This window comes from Streptomyces sp. NPDC047917, assembly GCF_043204345.1.
Lineage (GTDB): Bacteria > Actinomycetota > Actinomycetes > Streptomycetales > Streptomycetaceae > Streptomyces > Streptomyces sanglieri.
This window is the reverse complement of the sequence record NZ_JBIDCA010000002.1, coordinates 546888-566262: the sequence shown is the minus strand read 5'-3', so window position 1 is coordinate 566262 and position 19375 is coordinate 546888. Positions and strand designations below refer to the sequence as shown.

Annotated in this window: 16 protein-coding genes and 1 pseudogene; 12 read left to right on the top strand and 5 right to left on the bottom strand. The window is 72.1% G+C overall.

Annotated elements, in window-relative coordinates; translation table 11 throughout:
• Nucleotides 1-9: 9 nt before the first annotated feature.
• The gene (locus tag ACGF8B_RS06200; RefSeq protein ID WP_392735231.1) at nt 10-1074 is read right to left on the bottom strand and encodes a Ku protein; all 1065 of its coding nucleotides are present in this window, start codon (nt 1072-1074) and stop codon (nt 10-12) included.
• Nucleotides 1075-1135: 61 nt separating this feature from the next.
• Here ACGF8B_RS06200 and ligD point away from each other — a divergent pair, with 61 nt between their 5' ends.
• From ligD to ACGF8B_RS06165, 7 genes are all read left to right on the top strand, one after another.
• Nucleotides 1136-2032 (top strand): non-homologous end-joining DNA ligase, encoded by an 897-nt coding sequence (gene ligD, locus ACGF8B_RS06195; RefSeq protein WP_392735230.1) that lies wholly within the window; start codon nt 1136-1138, stop codon nt 2030-2032.
• Nucleotides 2033-2276: 244 nt separating this feature from the next.
• A complete protein-coding gene (locus tag ACGF8B_RS06190; protein WP_392735228.1) occupies nt 2277-4460 on the top strand; it encodes a HEAT repeat domain-containing protein in 2184 nt (727 codons plus the stop codon).
• Nucleotides 4457-4780 (top strand): zinc-ribbon domain-containing protein, encoded by a 324-nt coding sequence (locus ACGF8B_RS06185; protein ID WP_392735226.1) that lies wholly within the window; start codon nt 4457-4459, stop codon nt 4778-4780. Before ACGF8B_RS06190 ends, ACGF8B_RS06185 begins: the two co-directional genes overlap by 4 nt.
• A gap of 110 nt (nt 4781-4890) precedes the next feature.
• A complete protein-coding gene (locus ACGF8B_RS06180) occupies nt 4891-5676 on the top strand; it encodes a hypothetical protein (protein WP_392735224.1) in 786 nt (261 codons plus the stop codon).
• Entirely contained in the window at nt 5673-7043 is a 1371-nt protein-coding gene (locus ACGF8B_RS06175; protein ID WP_392735223.1) for an ATP-binding protein, read from the top strand. The genes ACGF8B_RS06180 and ACGF8B_RS06175 overlap by 4 nt, the downstream gene beginning before the upstream one ends.
• A gap of 271 nt (nt 7044-7314) precedes the next feature.
• Nucleotides 7315-8694 (top strand): FtsW/RodA/SpoVE family cell cycle protein, encoded by a 1380-nt coding sequence (locus ACGF8B_RS06170; protein WP_392735221.1) that lies wholly within the window; start codon nt 7315-7317, stop codon nt 8692-8694.
• Nucleotides 8691-10148, top strand: coding sequence for a penicillin-binding transpeptidase domain-containing protein (locus ACGF8B_RS06165; RefSeq protein ID WP_392735219.1), 1458 nt, complete (start codon nt 8691-8693; stop codon nt 10146-10148). The genes ACGF8B_RS06170 and ACGF8B_RS06165 overlap by 4 nt, the downstream gene beginning before the upstream one ends.
• Before the next feature lie 80 nt (nt 10149-10228).
• On the opposite strand, the gene ACGF8B_RS06160 is transcribed toward ACGF8B_RS06165, so the two are convergent.
• Nucleotides 10229-10915 carry a hypothetical protein gene (locus ACGF8B_RS06160; protein WP_392735216.1) on the bottom strand — a complete coding sequence of 229 codons (687 nt, stop codon included), beginning with the start codon at nt 10913-10915 and terminating at the stop codon, nt 10229-10231.
• A gap of 248 nt (nt 10916-11163) precedes the next feature.
• Complete coding sequence (locus ACGF8B_RS06155; RefSeq protein ID WP_392735214.1) at nt 11164-12285, bottom strand: ferritin-like domain-containing protein; 1122 nt, start codon at nt 12283-12285, stop codon at nt 11164-11166.
• A 178-nt stretch (nt 12286-12463) separates the two neighbouring features.
• Here ACGF8B_RS06155 and ACGF8B_RS06150 point away from each other — a divergent pair, with 178 nt between their 5' ends.
• The 4 genes from ACGF8B_RS06150 to ACGF8B_RS06135 all read left to right on the top strand — a co-directional run bounded on the left by ACGF8B_RS06150 (nt 12464) and on the right by ACGF8B_RS06135 (nt 17379).
• Nucleotides 12464-13399 carry a diiron oxygenase gene (locus ACGF8B_RS06150; RefSeq protein ID WP_392735213.1) on the top strand — a complete coding sequence of 312 codons (936 nt, stop codon included), beginning with the start codon at nt 12464-12466 and terminating at the stop codon, nt 13397-13399.
• A gap of 88 nt (nt 13400-13487) precedes the next feature.
• Nucleotides 13488-14240 carry a TetR/AcrR family transcriptional regulator gene (locus ACGF8B_RS06145; RefSeq protein WP_392735210.1) on the top strand — a complete coding sequence of 251 codons (753 nt, stop codon included), beginning with the start codon at nt 13488-13490 and terminating at the stop codon, nt 14238-14240.
• Between the two features lie 17 nt (nt 14241-14257).
• Nucleotides 14258-14524, top strand: coding sequence for a hypothetical protein (locus tag ACGF8B_RS06140; RefSeq protein ID WP_072483748.1), 267 nt, complete (start codon nt 14258-14260; stop codon nt 14522-14524).
• Nucleotides 14525-14610: 86 nt separating this feature from the next.
• Nucleotides 14611-17379 (top strand): PQQ-binding-like beta-propeller repeat protein, encoded by a 2769-nt coding sequence (locus ACGF8B_RS06135; RefSeq protein WP_392735208.1) that lies wholly within the window; start codon nt 14611-14613, stop codon nt 17377-17379.
• Here the strand turns inward: ACGF8B_RS06135 and ACGF8B_RS06130 are convergent.
• Nucleotides 17358-18308 carry a Dyp-type peroxidase gene (locus ACGF8B_RS06130; protein WP_392735206.1) on the bottom strand — a complete coding sequence of 317 codons (951 nt, stop codon included), beginning with the start codon at nt 18306-18308 and terminating at the stop codon, nt 17358-17360. The two genes, ACGF8B_RS06135 and ACGF8B_RS06130, sit on opposite strands and share 22 nt — an antisense overlap.
• Nucleotides 18309-18561: 253 nt before the next feature.
• Between ACGF8B_RS06130 and ACGF8B_RS06125 the strand changes: the two are divergent.
• Nucleotides 18562-18801 (top strand): annotated as a pseudogene (locus tag ACGF8B_RS06125) (tyrosine-type recombinase/integrase); the annotation flags it as partial.
• Between the two features lie 140 nt (nt 18802-18941).
• Here ACGF8B_RS06125 and ACGF8B_RS06120 read toward each other — a convergent pair.
• Entirely contained in the window at nt 18942-19370 is a 429-nt protein-coding gene (locus ACGF8B_RS06120; protein ID WP_392735204.1) for a hypothetical protein, read from the bottom strand.
• Between the last annotated feature and the right edge of the window lie 5 nt (nt 19371-19375).

The following is a 19375-nucleotide window of genomic DNA, read 5'->3' as shown; positions in this document are numbered from 1 at the left end:
GCCCGCGGATCAGGCCGAGGCGCGCTTGCGGGGGGACGCCTTCTTCGCCGCCGGCTTCGGGTCCGCCTTCGCGGTGGTCCTCTTCGCCGCCGACTTGGTGGTCTTCTTCGCCGTCGACCGCGCGGCGGTCTTCTTGGCGGGTGCCCGGCCGGACGCGGGCTTCTTCGCGGCGGCCTTCTTCTTGGTGGCCGCGGTGGCCTTCTTCTTCGCCCCGGTGCCGCCGGACTTCCTGCGGCCGCTGAGGGAGGTGACCTCGGCGACCGGGGCGCCCGCGGCCTCCTTGGCCTCCGGTTCCTCGCCGCGGGCCTCCTTCGCCGCCCGGACACTGCTCTCCAGGGCCGCGATCAGGTCGATGACCTTGCCGCCGGAGTCGTCCGCCGCCGCGGGCTCCGGGGTCCGGCCGTCCGCCTTCGCGGCGATGAGCTCCTCGACCGCCTCGCGGTAGTCGTCGTGCAGCGAATCCATGTCGACCTCGCCGAGGGTGTCCATCAGCGCGTCGGCCAGGTCGAGTTCGGCGTCCCGGACCGTGACCTCGGCCTCCGGGGCGACGCCCTCGGGGCTGCGGATCTCGTCCGGCCAGAGCAGGCCGTGCATGGCGATCACGTCGTCGACCACCCGGAGCATGCCCAGCCGCTCGCGGCCGCGCAGCGCGTACTTCGCCAGGGCGACCTTCTGGCTCCGCTTCAGCGCCTCACGGAGCAGGGTGTACGGCTTGGCCGCCGGGACTCCGTTGGCGCAGAGGTAGTACGCCGCGTCCATCTGGAGCGGGTCGATCGAGGATGCCGGTACGAAGGCCACGATCTCGATCGTCTTCGCCGTGGGCAGCGGGAGCGAGCCGAGGTCCTCGTCGGTGATCGGGATCATCGAGCCGTCGGCCTCCTCGTACGCCTTCCCGATCTCGCCGGCGGAGACCTCCTGCTCGTCGATCTCGCAGACCTTGCGGTAGCGGATCCGGCCGCCGTCGGCGAGATGGATCTGGCGGAAGGAGATCGAGTGGTTCTCCGTGGCGTTGACCAGCTTGATGGGGATGCTGACCAGCCCGAAGGAGATGGCGCCGTTCCAGATGGACCTCACCGTTCACCCCTTGTGTCCGCATGAATACCATTGAGTCCGCAAAGCGTGTGATTCTTATCGTATGACGCCGATCACAGAGGTGGCAGGGCGACGGCTGACGCTCAGCAATCTCGACAAGGTGCTGTATCCGGCCACCGGGACCACCAAGGGCGAGGTGCTGCACTACTACGCGGCCACGGTCGCGGAGCCCCTGCTCACCCATCTGCGCGACCGGCCGGTGTCCTTCCTGCGCTACCCGGACGGGCCGGACGGGCAGCGCTTCTTCACCAAGAATCCGCCGCCCGGTACGCCGTCCTGGGTACGGACCGCCGCGGTGCCGCACCGGGAGGACGAGAAGGCCAGGCAGGTGGTCGTGGAGGATCTGGCCTCGCTGATGTGGGCGGCGAACCTGGTGGTGGAGTTCCACACCCCGCAGTGGCGGGCCGGCGCGCCGGGGATCGCCGACCGGATGGTGTTCGACCTCGACCCGGGTGCGCCCGCGACGGTCGTGGAGTGCTGTGCGGTGGCGCGGTGGCTGCGCGAACGACTGGCGGCGGACGGGCTGTGCGCGTACGGGAAGACGTCCGGGTCGAAGGGGCTGCACCTGCTCGTACCGCTGGAGCCGACCCCCTCCGAACGGGTGTCGGCGTACGCGAAGGAGCTGGCGGTCCGGGCGGAGCAGGACCTTCCCGGCCTGGTCGTGCACCGGATGAAGCGGGCGCTGCGGCCGGGGAAGGTCTTCGTCGACTTCAGCCAGAACGCGGCGGCGAAGACCACCGCCACCCCCTACACGCTGCGCGCCCGGCCCGAACCGACCGTGTCCGCGCCGGTCACCTGGGCGGAGATCGAGCGGTGCCGGACCCCCGGCGAGCTGGTCTTCCCGCTGGATGCGATGGGGGCGCGGCTGGAACGGTTCGGGGATCTGCTCGGGCCGCTGGCCGACCCGGACCGGGCCGGGCGTCTGCCGGCCGCCCGGTAGCGGCTCCTCTTCCCCCTCCCCCGCCGGTGCCGCCCGGCCGGAATCCTCTCCGGCCCCCGCCGGGTGTCCTGCTGTCGTCCCGTCACCGGAAGCGGCCGATTCTCGACGGTCCGCCGATAGCGCATGGCACGTCCCTTTGTCATGCCCGCCAGGAAAAGACCGCATGTGGCGGGCGGATCGTCCGACCGGTGGTGCACACTCCTCGCAGACACTGCTTCGTTGAAATGCGTGGGGAGGCGATGGGGTGTTCGCAGGGATCGATGAGGTCGACTGGGCCTCGATGGAGCACGCCTACGGGCCGGCCGGTGACGTGCCTGCGATGCTGCGGGGTCTCGCGTCCGCGGATCCGGCGGAGCGCGAGGCGGCGCTGGACGGGATGTACGGGGCGGTTCACCACCAGGGTGATGTGTACGCCTGCACGCTGGCCAGCATTCCTTTCCTCTTCGAGCTGGTCGTGGATCCGGGCATCCAGGACCGGGGCAGCATCGTCGAACTTCTCACCAGCATCGGCGGTATCGATCTGGACGAGGACGACGAGGACGAGATCGACGAGGACGAGATCGAGGGCGCGGCCAACTACGCGATGGCGGCGACCGCCGTCACCGCGGGCGCCGGGGTCTTCTTCGAGCTGATGGCCGACGAGGACCCGGGGGTACGGCTCAACGCGCCCCTGGCGCTCGCCGCGCTGCACGACCATCCGGACAGGGTGCTCGCGCTGTTGCGGGAGCGTCTGCCGATCGAGCCGGACGAGGAGGTGCGGCTGGCTCTGGTGGAGGCCGCGGGGCGGGTCGCCCTGCGCCACCGGGCACTGGCCGGTCAGGCGGCGGTGTGGCTGAGCAGGCTGGCCGGCGAGGGGTTCTGGCCGGGGCTGCGGCTGGCCGCGCTGGCCCAGCTGGCCCGGTGCGCACCGGACGCGCTGCCCGGCGATGTCGTGCGGGTGGTGACGGGGCTGCTGCGGCAGCTGCGCTCGGTGCCCGCGCGCCGGCCCGGGACCGCCCCCGCGGTCGACGCGCAGAGCGGTGCGGCCGCTTCGGCCGAGGCGGTCGCGGCCGTCGACGCGCATCCGGACGCGGCCGGGGAGCCGCCCGCCGAGGAGCGGGTCGCGCCGGTGGCCCGGGTGGGCCGGTTGCGGGCGCTGCCGGACGAGGAGGCCCCGGTGCCCACCGCTCCCTGGACGGCGGACCTGCTGCGCACCCTGCACGTCGGGCTCGACGACCGGGTCGCCGAGCGGACCGCGCTGCTGACGGATCAGCTGCGCAGCCCGGACCGCAGACAGCGGATCGACGCGCTGCGGATGTGCAGCGGGCTGATCCGGACCTGGCGGGGCTCGTACGAGGAGCTGGTCCGGCTGGTCGGTGAGCAGCTCGCCACCCCGGAGCCCCTGCTGGCCGAGGCCGCCTCGCACGTGCTGGAGGAGCTCTTCGGTCTCGCCGCGCCCGCCGCGGACGCGCTGGCGGCCCGGGTGGCGGCGGATCCCGGGGCCTGGGTGCAGGACTGGCCGAGCGGGCCGCCCGCGCTGGGCAGTGCGGTGAAGGCGCTGGCCCGGCTGGGCGACGCCCGCGCCGTGCCCGCGCTGGCCGCCGCGCTGGAGCGGCCCGAGGTGCCGCACGACGTGGGCTTCGCCATCGGCTTCCTGGGGGCGGCGGCGGCCCCGCTGGCCGGGGCGCTGCGCCGCCGGCTCGGCGAGGTCCCGCTGGACGAGCGGCTGCACGACCGGGCGGGCCCGCTGCTCACCGGCCTGGCCGCGCTGCGGGCGGACGAGGCGCTGCCGGAGGTGTTGCGGGTGCTGCGCGGGGCGCCGGAGTACCGGGGCGAGTGGCTGCGTACCGAGGCGCTGCGGGCACTCGGTTCGTTCGGGCCGGCGGCGCGCGGTGTCCTGCCCGAGCTGCGGGCGCTGCTGCGGAGCCCCGGGGCCACCCCGGCGACCGAGATCGCGAAGGCCCTGTGGGCGGTCGAGGGGGACGCCGATGCCGTGCTGCCGGTGCTGATCGAGGGGCTGCGGGCGGAGCGGGTGCACGAGATCCGGTCGGCGGTGAACGCGCTGGGCGGGCTGGGGGTGCGGGCCGTGGTGGTCGCTCCCCGGCTGCGGGCGCTGCTGGGCCACGGCGAGCAGTGGCTGCGGGTGGACGCGGCGATCGCGCTGTGGGACGTGTCCGGGCGGGCCCAGGAGTCCGTGCCGGTGCTCCTGGCGGACTGGGAGAAGAATCATCATGTGCGCATCCGGGTGGCGGAAGGCCTGGCGCGGATGGGTGCCGCTGGTGCAGGGTCGGACGCGGCACGCGTACTGCGCGCCGAACTCGCCTCCGTACGCCGTCACAACGCGATGGACGGCGTGTTCGGCAGCCACGACACCTACGAGGACGAAAAGCTGCTGGCGCTCTGTCGTCATGCGCTTCTGCGGGACACGGGGAAGGGACCCACAACATGATCATTTTCGGTACGCGAGGCTATCTGTACCAATTGGCGATACTGACCCTGGTCTGCGGCTGGTGCGGCAACCCGGCCGCGCACACGCTGCGCAAGAGGGTCACGAAGTTCACGTTGTTCTTCGTGCCGCTCTTCCCCTTCTCGACGAAGTTCGCGACCCAGTGCACGTTCTGCGGCGGTGAGCAGCAGATCCCCAAGGAGCAGGCCGAACAGCTGCTGGCCCAGCACGCGGCCGCCCAGCAGGGCAATCCGTACGGACAGCAGCAGGACCGACCGGGTTACGCGCCGAACGGGCAGGGCCAGAACCCGTACCAGAGCTGATCGGCACCTCAGCAGGAATACGCCAATTTAATATCATTCACATATGAACGGGCATAACGGACTCCCTTCCGAATAAGGTCATGAGAACTGGACCTCCGGAAGGGAGAGTCATGCGTCCGCGTCGCCGGGTACGGTGCCGCACGGCGGTGGCCCTCGGGGCCGTCGCCGGCCTGGCGCTGCTGACCGGCTGCGGCAACGGCGGCGGGCTGCGGAGCGCCGGGCGGACCCCGGACGCGGTGGGGCCCGCCAGGCTCTGGCCCTGGCTGCCGCCCGCCTCGGCCGCCCCGTACGACTACGGCGAGGGCGAGACCGCGCGCATCCCCGGCATCGAGGTGCCGCCGGACGGCGATGTGCACCGGCTGGATCCGGTGGCGGTGGTGCGGGCGGGGCTGGCGGCCCGGCCCGACCGGTCCAGCGGCACGGCCGACCTCCCCGCCGACACCGTGAAGAAGATCAACGCCTGCCGGACCGAACCGGCTTCCTGTCCCGTGCTCCGGCCGTACTTCCGTGATCTGACGGGCGACGGCAGGGACGAGATGGTGCTCGGCATCCGGCTGGCCGACCACCAGCTCTCCGTACGGGTCTACATGCCTCAGGCGGGCGGGCTGACCCGGATCCTGTCCACCTCGGACGCGGTGATCAGCGTCGAGCTGGCAGGACGGGACCTGATCATGCGGGCGCCCTCGGCGATCACCGGGTACGAGTACCGCACCGCCTGGTCCTGGGACGCCCGGCAGCGGGCGATGCTGCCGACCCAGGACGAGATCCAGCGGATCCCGCCGTCCCGGGCGCCGCAGCCGAGTCCCTCGGCCACCGCACCGCCCACCCCGCCGACCGCCGCGCCCGTCTCCCCCACCGCGGCACCGTCCGCCGGGATCTCCGCGGAGCGCCGGTGAGACGGCCGGGCCCCGGCGGAAGCGGGCGGGCAGCGCGGTGGCGGCGCCCCCGGGTGCCGGCCTGGGCGGCGACGCTCACCTGGAAGTCGGCCGTCTTCCTCACCGCGATGTGCTGCGCGCTGGCCGCGTTGCTGGGCGCGCTGGTCCACGCCGGGGTGACTCACCAGACCGTCGACCGGGCCCGCGAGAAGGCCCTGTCCCGGCTGACGGACGTCACCGCCGCGTACGAGACCGGCGAGGCGCTGCCGCCGGGTTCCGGTATCGATCCGCCCGGACTGCCGGCCGCCCTGCGCGCGCTGGCCGCCGGGGGCCGGCGCGGCACGCTCGTCGGCGAGCACGACGGGCGTCCGGCCATGTGGGCGGCGGGCCCGGCGGACGGCCGCGCGCTGGCCACCCAGGTGGACTACACCCAGAGCGCCCGCACCATCGACAGCCTCGACGGGGCGATCCTCGTCTCCTCCCTGCTGGCCATCTGCGCCACCCTGCTGGTCGGCGCCTTCGCGGTCACCCGGGTCACCCGTCGGCTGCACCAGACGGCCCGGGTGGCCCGCCGGATCAGCGCCGGTGACCTCGACGCCCGCGTCCGCGACCCGCGTACGGCGGACCCCTCGCGCCCGCAGGACGAGGTCGCGATCGTCGCCGGGGCGCTGGACACGATGGCGTCCACGCTCCAGCGCAAGCTCCAGACCGAGCAGCGTTTCACCGCCGATGTGGCGCACGAACTGCGCACCCCGCTGACCGGCCTCTCGGCCGCCGCCGAGCTGCTGCCGCCGGGACGGCCGTCCGAGCTGGTGCGGGACCGGGTCCGGGCGATGCGGGCGCTGACGGAGGACCTGCTGGAGATCTCCCGGCTCGACGCCCGTACGGAAGCGGTCGACCTCGATGTGTACGAACTGGTGCCGCTGGTCGAGCGGGTGGTGCGCGCGTCCGGGACCGGCACCGCGATCCGTGTCGACCCCTCGGCGGGTGCCGCGCGCGTACGCGTCGTGACCGACAGGCGGCGGCTGGAACGGGTGCTGGGCAATCTGATCGCCAACGCGCACAAGCACGGCCGGCCCCCCGTGGTGCTGACGGTCGACGGGCCGGTGGTGACCGTACGCGATCACGGCCCGGGTTTCCCGGACTACCTGCCGGCCGACGGCCCGCAGCGGTTCCGCACCGAGCCCGGCGGCAAGGGGCACGGACTCGGGCTGACCATCGCCGCCGGACAGGCGGCGGTGATCGGCGCCGGCCTGGAGTTCCGCAACGCCCCGGACGGCGGGGCGGTGGCCCGGGTGACCCTGCCCGAGCACACCGGCCCGGACGGCGGGACGCCGGAATCCGGCCCGGGCACCGGCATGAAGTCCGCGCCCCGCCGGGAGCAGTGACGGACCGCCGGAGCGCACACCGGCCACCCCCTCGCACCGTCCGTCACCGCACACCGGCCACCCCCGGACACCTCCTCGCACCGTCCATCACCGCACCACGGCCGACCGGCCACCGCCGCACACCGGCCACCTCCCGCACCACGGCCGGCCGTCCACCACCCCACACCGACCCACCACCCGCACCACGTCCGACCGGCCGGCCACCGCACCACCGGACATACCTGCTACGACATAAGGGAAATAGCCACCAGCTCTTGCTACGTTGCCTGGCATGACCGCAACGACGGCGGACGCGCCCCCGCCCGATCTACGCCTGCCCAAGCGGCGCGGAGTCGAGCTGCTGCTCCTCACCGGGGCCGTCCTCATCTCCGTCTACGGCTACGCCGCCGTCGGCCTGGCCAAGAACAACGCGGTCCCGCCCGACGTGGCCGGCTACGGCGCGGGCCTCGGACTGCTCGCCCTCCTCGCCCATCTCGCGGTCCGCTTACGCGCCCCGTACGCCGATCCGCTGCTGCTGCCCATCGCGGTACTGCTCAACGGACTGGGCCTGGTGCTGATCTACCGGCTCGACCTGGAGACGCCGAGGGACCAGGCGGCCCCCACCCAGCTCATCTGGTCCACGCTCGGGGTGGCGCTGTTCATCGCGGTGGTGGTCCTGCTGCGCGACCACCGGGTGCTCCAGCGGTACGCGTACCTCTCGGTCGCCACCGCGCTGGTCCTGATGATCGTGCCGATCTTCTTCCCGGCGGTGAACGGTGCCAAGATCTGGATCCGGGTCGGCGGATTCTCCTTCCAGCCGGGCGAGTTCGCCAAGATCCTGCTCGCGGTGTTCTTCGCCGCGTACCTCGCCGCGAACCGCAACGCGCTCGCGTACACCGGCCGACGGATCTGGCGGCTCCAGCTCCCCACCGGCCGGGTGCTCGGCCCGATCGTGGCGATCTGGCTGCTGAGCGTCGGCGTGCTGGTCCTGGAACGCGACCTGGGCACCTCGCTGCTCTTCTTCGGCCTCTTCGTGATCATGCTGTACGTGGCCACCGGCCGGACCGGGTGGATCGCGGTGGGTCTGCTGCTCGCGGCGGTCGGCGCGTTCGTCGTCGGCTCCTTCGAACCGCATGTGCACAGCCGGGTCCAGGACTGGCTGGACCCGTTCGCCTCCATCGACGCCGGCCAGGGGCCCGGCCAGCTGGCCCAGTCGCTGTTCGCGTTCGCCGCGGGCGGGATGCTGGGGGCCGGGCTGGGCCTCGGCCACTCGATCCTCATCGGTTTCGCCGCCAAGTCCGACTTCATCCTGGCGACCGCGGGCGAGGAGCTCGGACTGACCGGGCTGACCGCGGTCTTCCTGCTGTACGCGCTGCTGGTGGCACGCGGCTACCGGGCCGGGCTCGCCCTGCGCGACCCCTTCGGGCGGCTGCTCGCGATCGGTCTCGCCTCGATCCTGGCGCTCCAGGTGTTCGTGATCGCGGGCGGGGTGATGGGGCTGATCCCGCTGACCGGCATGGCGATGCCGTTCCTCGCCCAGGGCGGTTCGTCCGTCGTCACCAACTGGATCATCGTGGCACTGCTGATCCGGGTCAGTGATCTGGCCCGAAGACCGCAGCCCGGCCAGGTGGAGACCGGGATCATCGCGCCGATCGCGCGGGACGAGCGGTGATCCGCTACATCCGGCGGGCCGCCGCGCTCCTGCTGGTGCTGCTCGTGGCGCTGTTGCTGAACGCCGCCCGGATCCAGGTCCTCGACGCCGACAGCCTGGACGACAACCCCGCCAACCGCCGCCTCACGATCGCCCGTTACGACCAGCCGCGCGGCAACATCCTGGTCGGCGGCAGGTCCGTGACCGGTTCGAAGGACACGGGCGAACAGCTCAAGTACGAGCGCACCTACCGCAACGGCCCGCTGTACGCGCCGGTGACGGGCTACGCCTCGCAGACGTACGGCACGACCCTGATCGAGAACGCCGAGGACTCCGTCCTGTCCGGCACCGATCCGATGCTCGCCCCGTTCCCGCTGTGGAACGAGATCACCCGCAGCCGGCAGCCCAGCGGCAACGTCGTGACGACCATCAGGGACTCGATGCAGCGGGCCGCGTACGAGGGGCTCGGCGGCCGGCGGGGCGCGGTCGCCGCCGTCGAACCGTCCACGGGGAAGATCCTGGCGCTGGTCTCGACCCCCTCGTACGACCCCGGCCGGCTCTCGGGCACCGGCCCGTCCGTCACCGACGCCTGGGAGCGGCTGAACGCGTCGAAGAGCCTGCCGATGCTCAACCGGGCGATCCGGCAGACCTATCCGCCGGGCTCCACCTTCAAGATCGTGACCGCGGCCGCGGCGCTCGACGCGGAGGTCGTCACCGATCCCGACGCGGACACCGGCACCCCGTCGCCGTATGTGCTGCCGGGCACGTCGACCACGCTGCCCAATGAGGCTCGGGGCTGCGAGAGGGCCTCGCTCGCCGAGGCGATCCGGGTCTCCTGCAACACCGTGATGGCGGACCTCGGGGTCCGGGTCGGCCTCAAGGGCATGGTGGACGCGGTACGGAAGTTCGGCTTCAACGACACCGGGCTGCGGATCCCCTCGGGAGTGGCCAAGAGCAACTTCGACACCGAGATGACCGACGACCAGCTGGCGCTGTCGTCGATCGGGCAGTTCGACACGACGGCGACCCCGCTCCAGATGGCGATGGTGGCGTCCGCCGTGGCCAACGGCGGTGACCTCATGCGCCCCTACCTGGTCGACCGCACGACCACCCGCGGCGGCACGAACGTCCACCAGAACGGTTCGCACACCTACCACCGGGCGATGAACCCGCGCACGGCGATGCAGCTGCGGGAGATGATGGTGGACGTCGTGGAGAACGGCACCGGGTCCAGCGCCGCGATCGACGGGGTGACGGTCGGCGGCAAGACCGGCACCGCGCAGCACGGCATCGACAACTCGGGCCGCCCGTACGCCTGGTTCATCTCCTGGGCGCAGGCACCGGGTTCGGCGCAGCCGGCCGTCGCGGTCGCGGTGGTCGTCGAGGACGCGGCGGCGAACCGGGCGGACATCAGCGGCGGCGGCAGCGCGGCCCCGATCGCCCGTTCCGTCATGGCGGAGGCGCTGGGCGGCTGACCGTGCCGCGGCGGCGCGGAGGCCTTACCGGCGCCCGGCCCGACGGGCGGCGCCGGCGCCCGCCGCCCGCGACGGGCCGGTCAGCCGATCGGCTTGCGCGCCTCGGACCGGACCTTGGCGGTGTCCGCCGCCAGCTGCGTCAGGTCGATGGAGCCGGGAGCCTTCACCGCGGTCTCGGGCGTGATCACGGCGACCATGGCCCCGGTGTTCCCGTCGCCCCAGGCGCACATGGGGAAGCTGGTCGTCGTGCCGTTCGTCTTCTGCTGCAGGACCTGGCACTCGACCGTGATGCCGTATCCGTCGGGGGTGAACTTCCTGGCCGGTACGGCAAGGGTCGCGCCGTCCGCCTCGGCGGCCCCCGAGAGCATCTTGCGCCGGGCGAACTCGGGGCTCCTCAGCTGCCCCCACATCCCCGACAGCACCAGCGCGCCGCCCTTGTCGGAGGTGTACTGCGCGACGACCGCCTTCGGGTTCCGGATGCTGGGGTCGTAGGTGTTCTCGATCTCCTTGCCCTTGTCCCGCGACATGTCGGTGGCCAGCGTGAACTCGCCGTCCAGCAGCTTCTGCTCGGCCGTGAGCCGGTACTCCGACGGCGGGAACCCGCCGTCGGCGACCGACTTTCCGATGTCCATCAGCTTGAACGCGGCGAAGCCGAGACCGCCCACCACCGCGAGTACGGCGACGGTGATCCCGATGACGAGTCCGGTCCGCTTCCTCTTCGGCGGCTGCGCACCGGGCCATCCGGGCACCCCTGGCTGTCCGGGCACCCCGGGCTGCCCCCATGCTCCCTGCGGCGGGAGTTGCTGCTGCGGAGGCCCGTACGCGGGCTGCTGCGGGTAAGAACCGTACGGGGGCTGTGACTGCGGAGGTCCGTACGGCCCCTGGGGCTGGGGAGGTCCGTACGGGCCTTGGGGCGGCTGCGGCGGCATGCTCATGGCACCACGGTACGTCACACATGCGAACGCGAATTCGACCGCGGTGGGTTCGGTGCGACGGCTCCCGCCACCGCTTCGGTTCATCGGTCCCCGGACGCGCCCGGCCCGCCCTGCGCCATCGCCTCCTCGACCTCGGCGACCCGGGCCTGCTCCTCCTCCGCGAAGCGGTCCCGGTCCAGTTGTTCGGCTATCTCCTCGTCCTGGGTCATCAGCAGGTCCAGGTTGGAGTCGCCGAGGTCGAAGACGCCCATGTCGACGTAGGCCTTCTGGAGCCGTTCGCCCCACAGGCCGATGTCCTTGACACACGGCACTATCCGGCTGAACAGCAGCTTGCGGAAGAGCTGGAGGAACTCCGAGTGCTCGGAGAGGTCCTTGGCCTCCTGCTTGGCGATGCCGAAGTTCTCCAGCACCTCGACGCCGCTGAGCCGGTCCCGCATCAGGTAGCAGCCCTCGATGACGAACTCCTCGCGCTCGCGCAGTTCGGCGTCGCTCAGCTGCTTGTAGTAGTCGCGCAGCGCCATCCGTCCGAACGCGACGTGCCGGGCCTCGTCCTGCATGACGTACGCGAGGATCTGCTTGGGCAGCGGCTTGGTGGTGGTGTCGCGGATCATGCCGAAGGCGGCCAGTGCCAGCCCCTCGATGAGGACCTGCATCCCGAGGTACGGCATGTCCCAGCGGGAGTCGCGCAGGGTGTCGCCGAGCAGCCCCTGGAGGTTGTCGTTGACCGGGTAGAGCATCCCGATCTTCTCGTGCAGGAACCGGCCGTATATCTCCGCGTGCCGGGCCTCGTCCATGGTCTGGGTCGCGGAGTAGAACTTGGCGTCCAGGTCGGGGACGGACTCCACGATCCTGGCCGCGCAGACCATGGCGCCCTGCTCACCGTGGAGGAACTGGCTGAACTGCCAGGAGGTGTAGTGCTTGCGCAGCTCGCCCCGGTCCTTCTCGGTCATCTTCGCCCAGTGCGGGGTGCCGTACAGGGTCAGGGCCTCGTCAGGGGTGCCGAGCGGGTCGGTGGGGTCGACCTCCAGGGACCAGTCGATGCGCTTGTTGCCGTCCCACTGCTTGTCCTTGCCCTTCTGGTAGAGGGCGAGCAGGCGTTCGCGGCCGTCGTCGTAGTCCCAGCTGAAGCGGGCGGCGCCGGAGGCGGGTACCTGCCACGAGGGTGCGTCGGGGGCGGTGGTGTAGAGGTCGTGTGTCGACACGGACGGCTCCTTCGCCTGGCATGTTTCGGCAATTCCCTTGGCGGTTGCGCCAGTTGGCAGGTTCACACGTTGGTAGACGCCGGGTCAACAAGTCGTGCGCCAGGGATTGACGGCCTTACTGACGAGGAGTCTCATAAGGAGTGACCGCCGGTAACCCAGGTGTGAGGTGCCTCCAGCCATGACCCCAGTGACCGAACTCGACGTCCAGCTGCTCCGCGACGCGCTCGGCCCGCTCCGGGACCGCGAACAGATCGCCGAGCGGCTGCTCGACTCCTCGGCCAAGCACTCCTTCGACCCGGACAAGGAACTCGACTGGGACGCGGCGATCGAGGACGGCAAGTGGTTCTGGCCGCCCGAGCTGGTCTCGCTCTACGACACCCCGCTGTGGCGGAGGATGTCCGAGGAACAGCGGATGGATCTGTCCCGGCACGAAGCGGCGTCGCTGGCCTCACTGGGCATCTGGTTCGAGATCATCCTCATGCAGCTGCTGGTCCGGCACATCTACGACCGGCCGGTCACCAGCAACCACGTCCGCTACGCACTCACCGAGATAGCCGACGAGTGCCGGCACTCGATGATGTTCGGCCGCATGATCACCTGGGGCGGGACGCCCGACTATCCGGTGCCGCGCGTCTATCACAACCTCGCGCGGGTGCTGAAGACCGTCTCCACCACCCCCGGTTCGTTCGCCGCGACCCTCCTCGGCGAGGAGATCCTGGACTGGATGCAGCGGCTGACCTTCCCGGACGAGCGGGTCCAGACGCTGGTGCGGGGCGTGACCCGCATCCATGTCGTCGAGGAGGCGCGACACGTCCGGTACGCCCGCGAGGAGCTGCGCCGCCAGATGGTGACCGCCCCGCGCTGGGAGCGCGAGCTGACCCGGCTGAGCAGCGGCGAGGCGGCCCGGGTCTTCTCGGTCTGCTTCGTCAACCCGCGGGTGTACGAGAACGTCGGCCTGGACCGCCACGAGGCCGTCGCCCAGGTGAAGGCGAGCGGCCACCGGGCGGAGGTCATGCAGTCGGGCGCGAAGCGGCTGACGGACTTCTTCGACGACATCGGGGTGCTGAACGGGGTGGGGCGCAGGCTGTGGAAGCGCTCGGGTCTGCTGGCCTGAGCGGGCCGCCCCGCGGCGCGGCCCGCTCCGGGTCCTTCGTCCGGACGGGCCCGGCGTGATCCGGGCGAGAGGCCCTAGGCTCTGACTCATGACCTCTGCTGCCGCCAGCGCGCCGCCGGCCCGCGCGTACCGAAGGCTGAGCGTCGAGGAGCGCCGCACCCAGCTCCTCGGTGCGGCCCTCACCCTCTTCGCCCACCGGGCTCCCGACGAGGTCTCGCTCGACGAGGTCGCGACGGTCGCCGGGGTGTCCCGCCCGCTCGTCTACCGCTACTTCCCGGGCGGGCGGCAGCAGTTGTACGAGGCGGCGCTGAGGTCCGCCGCCGAGCAGCTGATCCTGTGCTTCGGCGAGCCGCCGGTGGGCCCGCCCACCGAGCGGGTGACGCGGGTGCTCGACCGCTACCTCGCCTTCGTCGACGAGCACGACACCGGTTTCAGCGCGCTGCTGCGCGGCGGCTGTGTCGTCGAGACCTCCCGCACGTCGGCGATCGTCGACGAGGTGCGGCGGGCGGCGGCCGAGCAGATCCTGCTGCACCTGGGCAGGGAGGGGGCGGCGCCGGGCCCCAGGCTGCGGATGATGGTGCGCACCTGGATCGCGGCCGTCGAGGCGGCGTCGCTGATCTGGCTGGACGAGGGGAAGCGGCCCGACGCGGCGGAGCTGCGCGACTGGCTGGTGGACCAGCTGATCGTGCTGCTGGCCGCCACGGCGGCGACGGACCGGGAGACCGCCTCGGCGGTGGCGGCGCTGCTGCCGCTGGAGTCCGCCGGGGGGCCGGCGGGGCGGCTGGCACAGCGGCTGGTGCCGGTGCTCGGCGAGGCGGCCCATCTGCTCCCCGAGAACTGATCGGTCAGACTGAAGTCGTGCGAAGCGAGAACACCGCCTTCACAGGCGGCCCCCTGGACGGGCGGGTGCTGCCCGTCCTCGTCGGCCCGACCGGACATCCGCCGAAGTGGTACGAGGTCCCGGTGCCGGCCGCCGACGGCGGGCCGGCCACCGTGTACGCGTACCGCAGGGTTCCGGCCGGCCACAGCAAGCGGCTGGGGCTGCCGCGCGGCTGGGTGTACGAGTACGCCCCCGGCGGCCGCGAGCGGCACAGCCCCAAGTGGCCCTGGTCGAAGCCGGGCTGAGGGTACGGGGCAGGGTGGGGAGGCGGGGCACTCGGTCTAAGATCGACGCTCCGGTGCTCTGGCACGGTCAGCGAGGGGGGTGCGCCATGGAGGCGCTGCGTCAGGACGATCCACGCCGCTTCGGCCCGTACACCGTGCTGGCACGGCTGCGCGAGACCGCGAGCGCCGTTCAGTACCTCGCGCACGCCGCGACCGCGCCGGACGCGGTGGTGATCACCGCCGCCCGGCCCGGACTCGCCGCACTGCCCGCCTTCCGGCGCCGGTTCCAGGCGGAGGCCGACACCGCGGACCGGCTGACCGGCGACCGGTCCCGGCCGGCCGTCGCGGACGACGCCGCGAGCGACGCCGCGGACGAGTCCCCGGACGACGACCTGCTGTGGACCGCGAGTCCGTACGTACCCGCGCTGACACTCGCCGAGGCGATCGGGACCACCGGACCGCTGCCCGAGCGTGCGGTACGGATACTGGGCGCGGGCATCGCCGAGACCCTGTCCCGGGCGCACGCCACCGGAGCCGTGCTCCAGGGCCTGGCTCCCCGGACGGTGCTGCTCGCCGGGGACGGACCGCGTCTCACCGCGTTCGGCCCGCTGGGCGCGGCGGCCGCCGCCGAGGCCCGGCCCGGCGGCCAGTTGTCCGTACGGCTCGGCTATCTGACCCCGGAACAGGTGGCGGGCGAGGAGCCCGGACCGGCTTCCGACCTCTTCGTGCTGGGCCTGCTGCTGGCGTACGCGGCGACCGGCACCACCCCGCTCGCCGACGGCCCGGCTGCCGAGGGCGCCGAGCGGATCGCCCGCACCGCGCCCGAACTCGGCGCGGTTCCCGAGGAGTTGCGCGACCTGGTCGCCCGCTGCCTGGCGAAGGCCCCGGCCGACCGGCCGAGCGCCGGAACGGTGGCGGCCGAGCTGGCCCTGGAGGGTGCGGCGGGCATGGCGAAGGGCGGCTGGCTGCCCGAGGCGCTGGCCGCCGCGGTGGCGGAGCAGGGGGCACGGGCACGGGAGGCGGTCGCGTCGGGCCGCCCGATCGAGGAACCGGCGGACGGACCGGTGTCCGCATCCTCCGGGGGCCCTGCCAAGGTTCCCGCCGATGCCCCGGTCGGCACCCCGGTGGATGCCGCTGTCGAGGGCCCGGTCGACGCCCCGCCGATCGAGCCGGTCGACACACCGCCGGACGCACCGATCGACACATCCATCCCCGCCGCCGCCGTCCCCGCCCCCACTCCCACGACCGCCCCTGCCGTCGAACCCCTTCCCCTCCCCGGCTCCCTCCCCCTGCCGGACACGCGGACCGCCCAGTTCGGGAACCTCGGACGTCAGGTCCCCGGGACCGACCGGCCGACGACCCAGCTGTCCGTCCCGCCCGAGCTGACCGGGCGTCCGGCCGCGTCGGCTGCCGCAGCGCCCGCCCCGGCGGCTCTCCCCGCCGGACCTGCCTCGGCCATGCCCGGCGGGGTGCCCGCCGTGCCCCCGCCGATGGTTCCGCCGGTCCCGCTGCCGGTCCCCGCGGGACGCACCGTCACCTCCGTACGGTCCTCCTCCCCCGACGCCGACCGGCGCACTCTGCTCATCGGACTCGCCGCCGGGGCCGCCGGCCTGGTCGTCGGTGGCGGCGGCGCGCTGGCGCTGAGCGGCGGCGACGGCGGGACCACGGACGACCCCAAGCCCGCGCCGGGCCACAGCGGTCCCACCGTCGCCGGACTGCCGCCGCAGCCCCGCTGGGTGTACACGGTCCCGGCGGCGGAAGAGGCACCGCTCACCGCCGCCGTCTGGAACGACCGGCTGCTGGTGCTGACCGGCAGGAGCGGCGCGACCGCCGTCGATCTGCGTACCGGGCGCCGGATCTGGGAGAACGCGGACGCCGCCGAGGGGCGTGCCGCCCTCCCCGCCGGCAAGGACCTCTGCTTCATCGCCGCCCCCTCCGGTTTCCTCTGGCTCTCCCCGAAGGACGGGAAGACCGTGCACCAGGTGGAGCACGCGGCCCTGTCCCCCAGCATGCCGAAGCTCTCCGCGCCGGAGATCGTCGGCTCGTCCGGTCCGGTGGTCTGGTTCACCGGCTCCGAGAAGGTCACCGTCAAGGCCCCGCCGCCGAAGAAGGGCAAGAAGCGCGGCAAGGACAAGCAGGTCGTCAGGGCCTATCTCTTCGCGTACGACATCGTGCGGCGCGAGCAGCTGTGGCGGGCCCCGGTACCCGCCGGACGCGACGGCACCCCCGTCCACCGGCTGATCGCGGTCCGCGAGGACAACCTGGTGGTACGTCAGAGCCCGGCCACCCTCGCCCCCGGCGACGTCCGGGCGGCCAAGGGCAGGGCGGTCTTCCGGAGCTTCGGCCGCAGGACCGGCAAGGCCCTGTGGACCAAGCAGTTCGGCACGGTCGCCCCGGACGCGGCGGTCACGGGCGACGACCGGGGCCTGCTGTACGCGGCGGTGGGCGACGACCTCCAGGCGTTCGAGACCCCGGCCGGCAAGCCGAAGTGGACGCTGAACGGCACCGGCGGCACCCCGTACGGCACGCCCGTCGCCACCGGAGCCGTACTCCACACCACCAACCGCAACCAGGAGGTGGGCGCGGTCGAGCGGGAGACCGGCCGGCTGCGCTGGCGCCGCTCGACGGAGGCGGCGATCGGCACCGCCGCCCCGGCCGTCACGCTCAGCACGACCGGCCGCACCCTGCTGGCCGCGGACGGCGCCCAGGTCACCGCGTTCGCCGCCGAGGACGGCCGGCGACTGTGGAAGTTCCAGGACATCGGCACCCAGGACCCGAAGGGCCCCACGGTCACCGCTCCGTACCGGGTCCTGACGACCGGCCGGACCGCCGTCGTACAACGCGGCCGGATCTTCTACGCGTTCCCGGTCGCCTGACCGAAGAGCGCGTCGATCCAGGTGTCCCCGGGCGGCGGCACGAAGAAGTACCCGCCGCCGGTGGTGAGGATGTACTTGGCCATGGCCTCCCCCTCCAGGCGCTTCTGCACGGCCTCGAACCCGGTGGCCAGGTCCCGCTGGAAGCAGGAGAAGATCAGCCCGCTGTCGCCGTCGCCCCGGTCGTAGTTGTAGCTGCGGCGCACCAGGGGCGGCGGGTCGCGCCGATCCGGTGCGGCGAGCCGCACATGCGAATCCAGCGGTGTGGCCCTGCCATTGGGGTCCGCCACGAAGCCGGGTTGCTCATGGGCCGGAGTGCCGTCGAGCCAACGGCCGTCCCGCCGCCGCCCGATGACGCGCTCCTGCTCGCGCACGGAATCCTTGTCCCACAACTCGGTCGCGAACCGCACGATCCGCACCACTTGATAGCTGCCGCCCACGGCCCAGTCCGGTTCACCCTGGCCACTGCGCACAACGGCCCGGTCGGCCACCTCGCGCTCGGTGCCCGGATTCCCGAACCCTTCGGTGAAATGAAACGGATTACGGGAAAGCCCCTTGCCGTCCTCGACCCGATTCTCATCCCGGAACCCGTCGACCTGCCACCGCACACGCCACCCGGCGGCCTGCCCCACCACTCGCTCGGCAGCCTCCTGCACAGCCCTCTTGCCGGCCCCGGTCACCTGTACGAGCACGTCCCCGTGCGACTGGGCAGGGTCGAGCAGATCCCCGGCAGAGGAAGGCATCGCCCTCAGTTGGCGCGGACGTCGCGCCCCTCCCAACCCCCCTCCGGCAAAGACACGGCTCCCCAACGCAAGCCAGGCGTCAACGCCGCCCCTGTCAACCGCCGCAACCGACTGCTGCACCCGGGTCAGAGCTGTCTTCAGTGCTGGTGGCTTCCGGCCTGACAGATCGCCAGCCGGATCCAGGGCCATGACACGCGTACAAACGGCGGGCAGGACCCCTCGCAGAGAGGCCAACGAGCCCGTGGAATCACCGGGTGACGTCCGGAAGGGCGAGGCATCCGTCGCCATCACACCGACCCCTCCCACGGCCACCGCGGTCGCCCCCAGCAATATGCCTCTTCTGCTTCTCACGCCCACATCCCCACCCCAGGGCCGACCTTGAGTGCGCATACCCTACCCACTACTGGTGAGAGATTCGGAAGTACTCCTCCACGGCTCGGAACTCCGGGCGATTCGCTTCCGCGGCCTCCGCCACTCGTCCGCCACCCTGCTCCTGGAACAGGACGTCGACCTCGCCGCGATCAAAGAACTCCTCGGCCACGCCCACATCGGCGTCACCGCCGACGTCTACGCCCACGTCCGACTCCGCCTCCAGCGGGACGCCATCGACGCCCTGGGCACCACCCTCAGCCTGGCCAACGACGAACCTGACGACCCATCCGACGCAGCAGCCGTCCGCTGACGTTGCCGTCAACTACTGCCGTCAGACACCCCAGCACACGCCAGAGGCCCCACCGGAAACCAACCCGGTGGGGCCTCTCACATTCTAAGCCGCGAAAGCGCAACCCAGCGTCATCAAATTCGTTCAGCCTTCATGCGCACCTACTCCTCGCCTGCCCGATCGAGAAGATCAGAAACTTCCACTCGACGCCAATCCCATTGCGGATGATTCTCGATCAACCTGAGAAAATCGCCAAACTCGACGACATCGCCATGATTGGTGTCGATTAGACCGGAGAAGCCTACGAGTACTTCGCCAAGGAAGCCGCGCGCTGCATCCATGGACTCGCAGGACAGGTAGATCGCAAACGGTTCACCAATCCTTCGGGAAATTTCTTCGATCTCCTCAGGCTCAAAGTCGTCGAGCACCCTTCCCGAGAAATCAAGACTGTACGAGTAGCCCTTCCAGCCCAGCACATCGCCGTCGGTGAGGGGGTCCCGCCGGATGCCGTATGACCTGATGCGAGCCGTGATGGAGGAGCACTCTTGCGCCGTGGCGAGAAGGATCACAGAAGGCCAGGACATGCTCATCGCCA

Coding starts and splice junctions, on each gene's coding strand:
- ligD (WP_392735230.1), top strand. CDS start 1,136: ATGACGCCGATCACAGAGGTGGCAGGGCGACGGCTGACGCTCAGCAAT.
- ACGF8B_RS06185 (WP_392735226.1), top strand. CDS start 4,457: ATGATCATTTTCGGTACGCGAGGCTATCTGTACCAATTGGCGATACTG.
- ACGF8B_RS06180 (WP_392735224.1), top strand. CDS start 4,891: ATGCGTCCGCGTCGCCGGGTACGGTGCCGCACGGCGGTGGCCCTCGGG.
- ACGF8B_RS06170 (WP_392735221.1), top strand. CDS start 7,315: ATGACCGCAACGACGGCGGACGCGCCCCCGCCCGATCTACGCCTGCCC.
- ACGF8B_RS06150 (WP_392735213.1), top strand. CDS start 12,464: ATGACCCCAGTGACCGAACTCGACGTCCAGCTGCTCCGCGACGCGCTC.
- ACGF8B_RS06145 (WP_392735210.1), top strand. CDS start 13,488: ATGACCTCTGCTGCCGCCAGCGCGCCGCCGGCCCGCGCGTACCGAAGG.
- ACGF8B_RS06135 (WP_392735208.1), top strand. CDS start 14,611: ATGGAGGCGCTGCGTCAGGACGATCCACGCCGCTTCGGCCCGTACACC.
- ACGF8B_RS06130 (WP_392735206.1), bottom strand. CDS start 18,308: ATGGCCCTGGATCCGGCTGGCGATCTGTCAGGCCGGAAGCCACCAGCA.
- ACGF8B_RS06120 (WP_392735204.1), bottom strand. CDS start 19,370: ATGAGCATGTCCTGGCCTTCTGTGATCCTTCTCGCCACGGCGCAAGAG.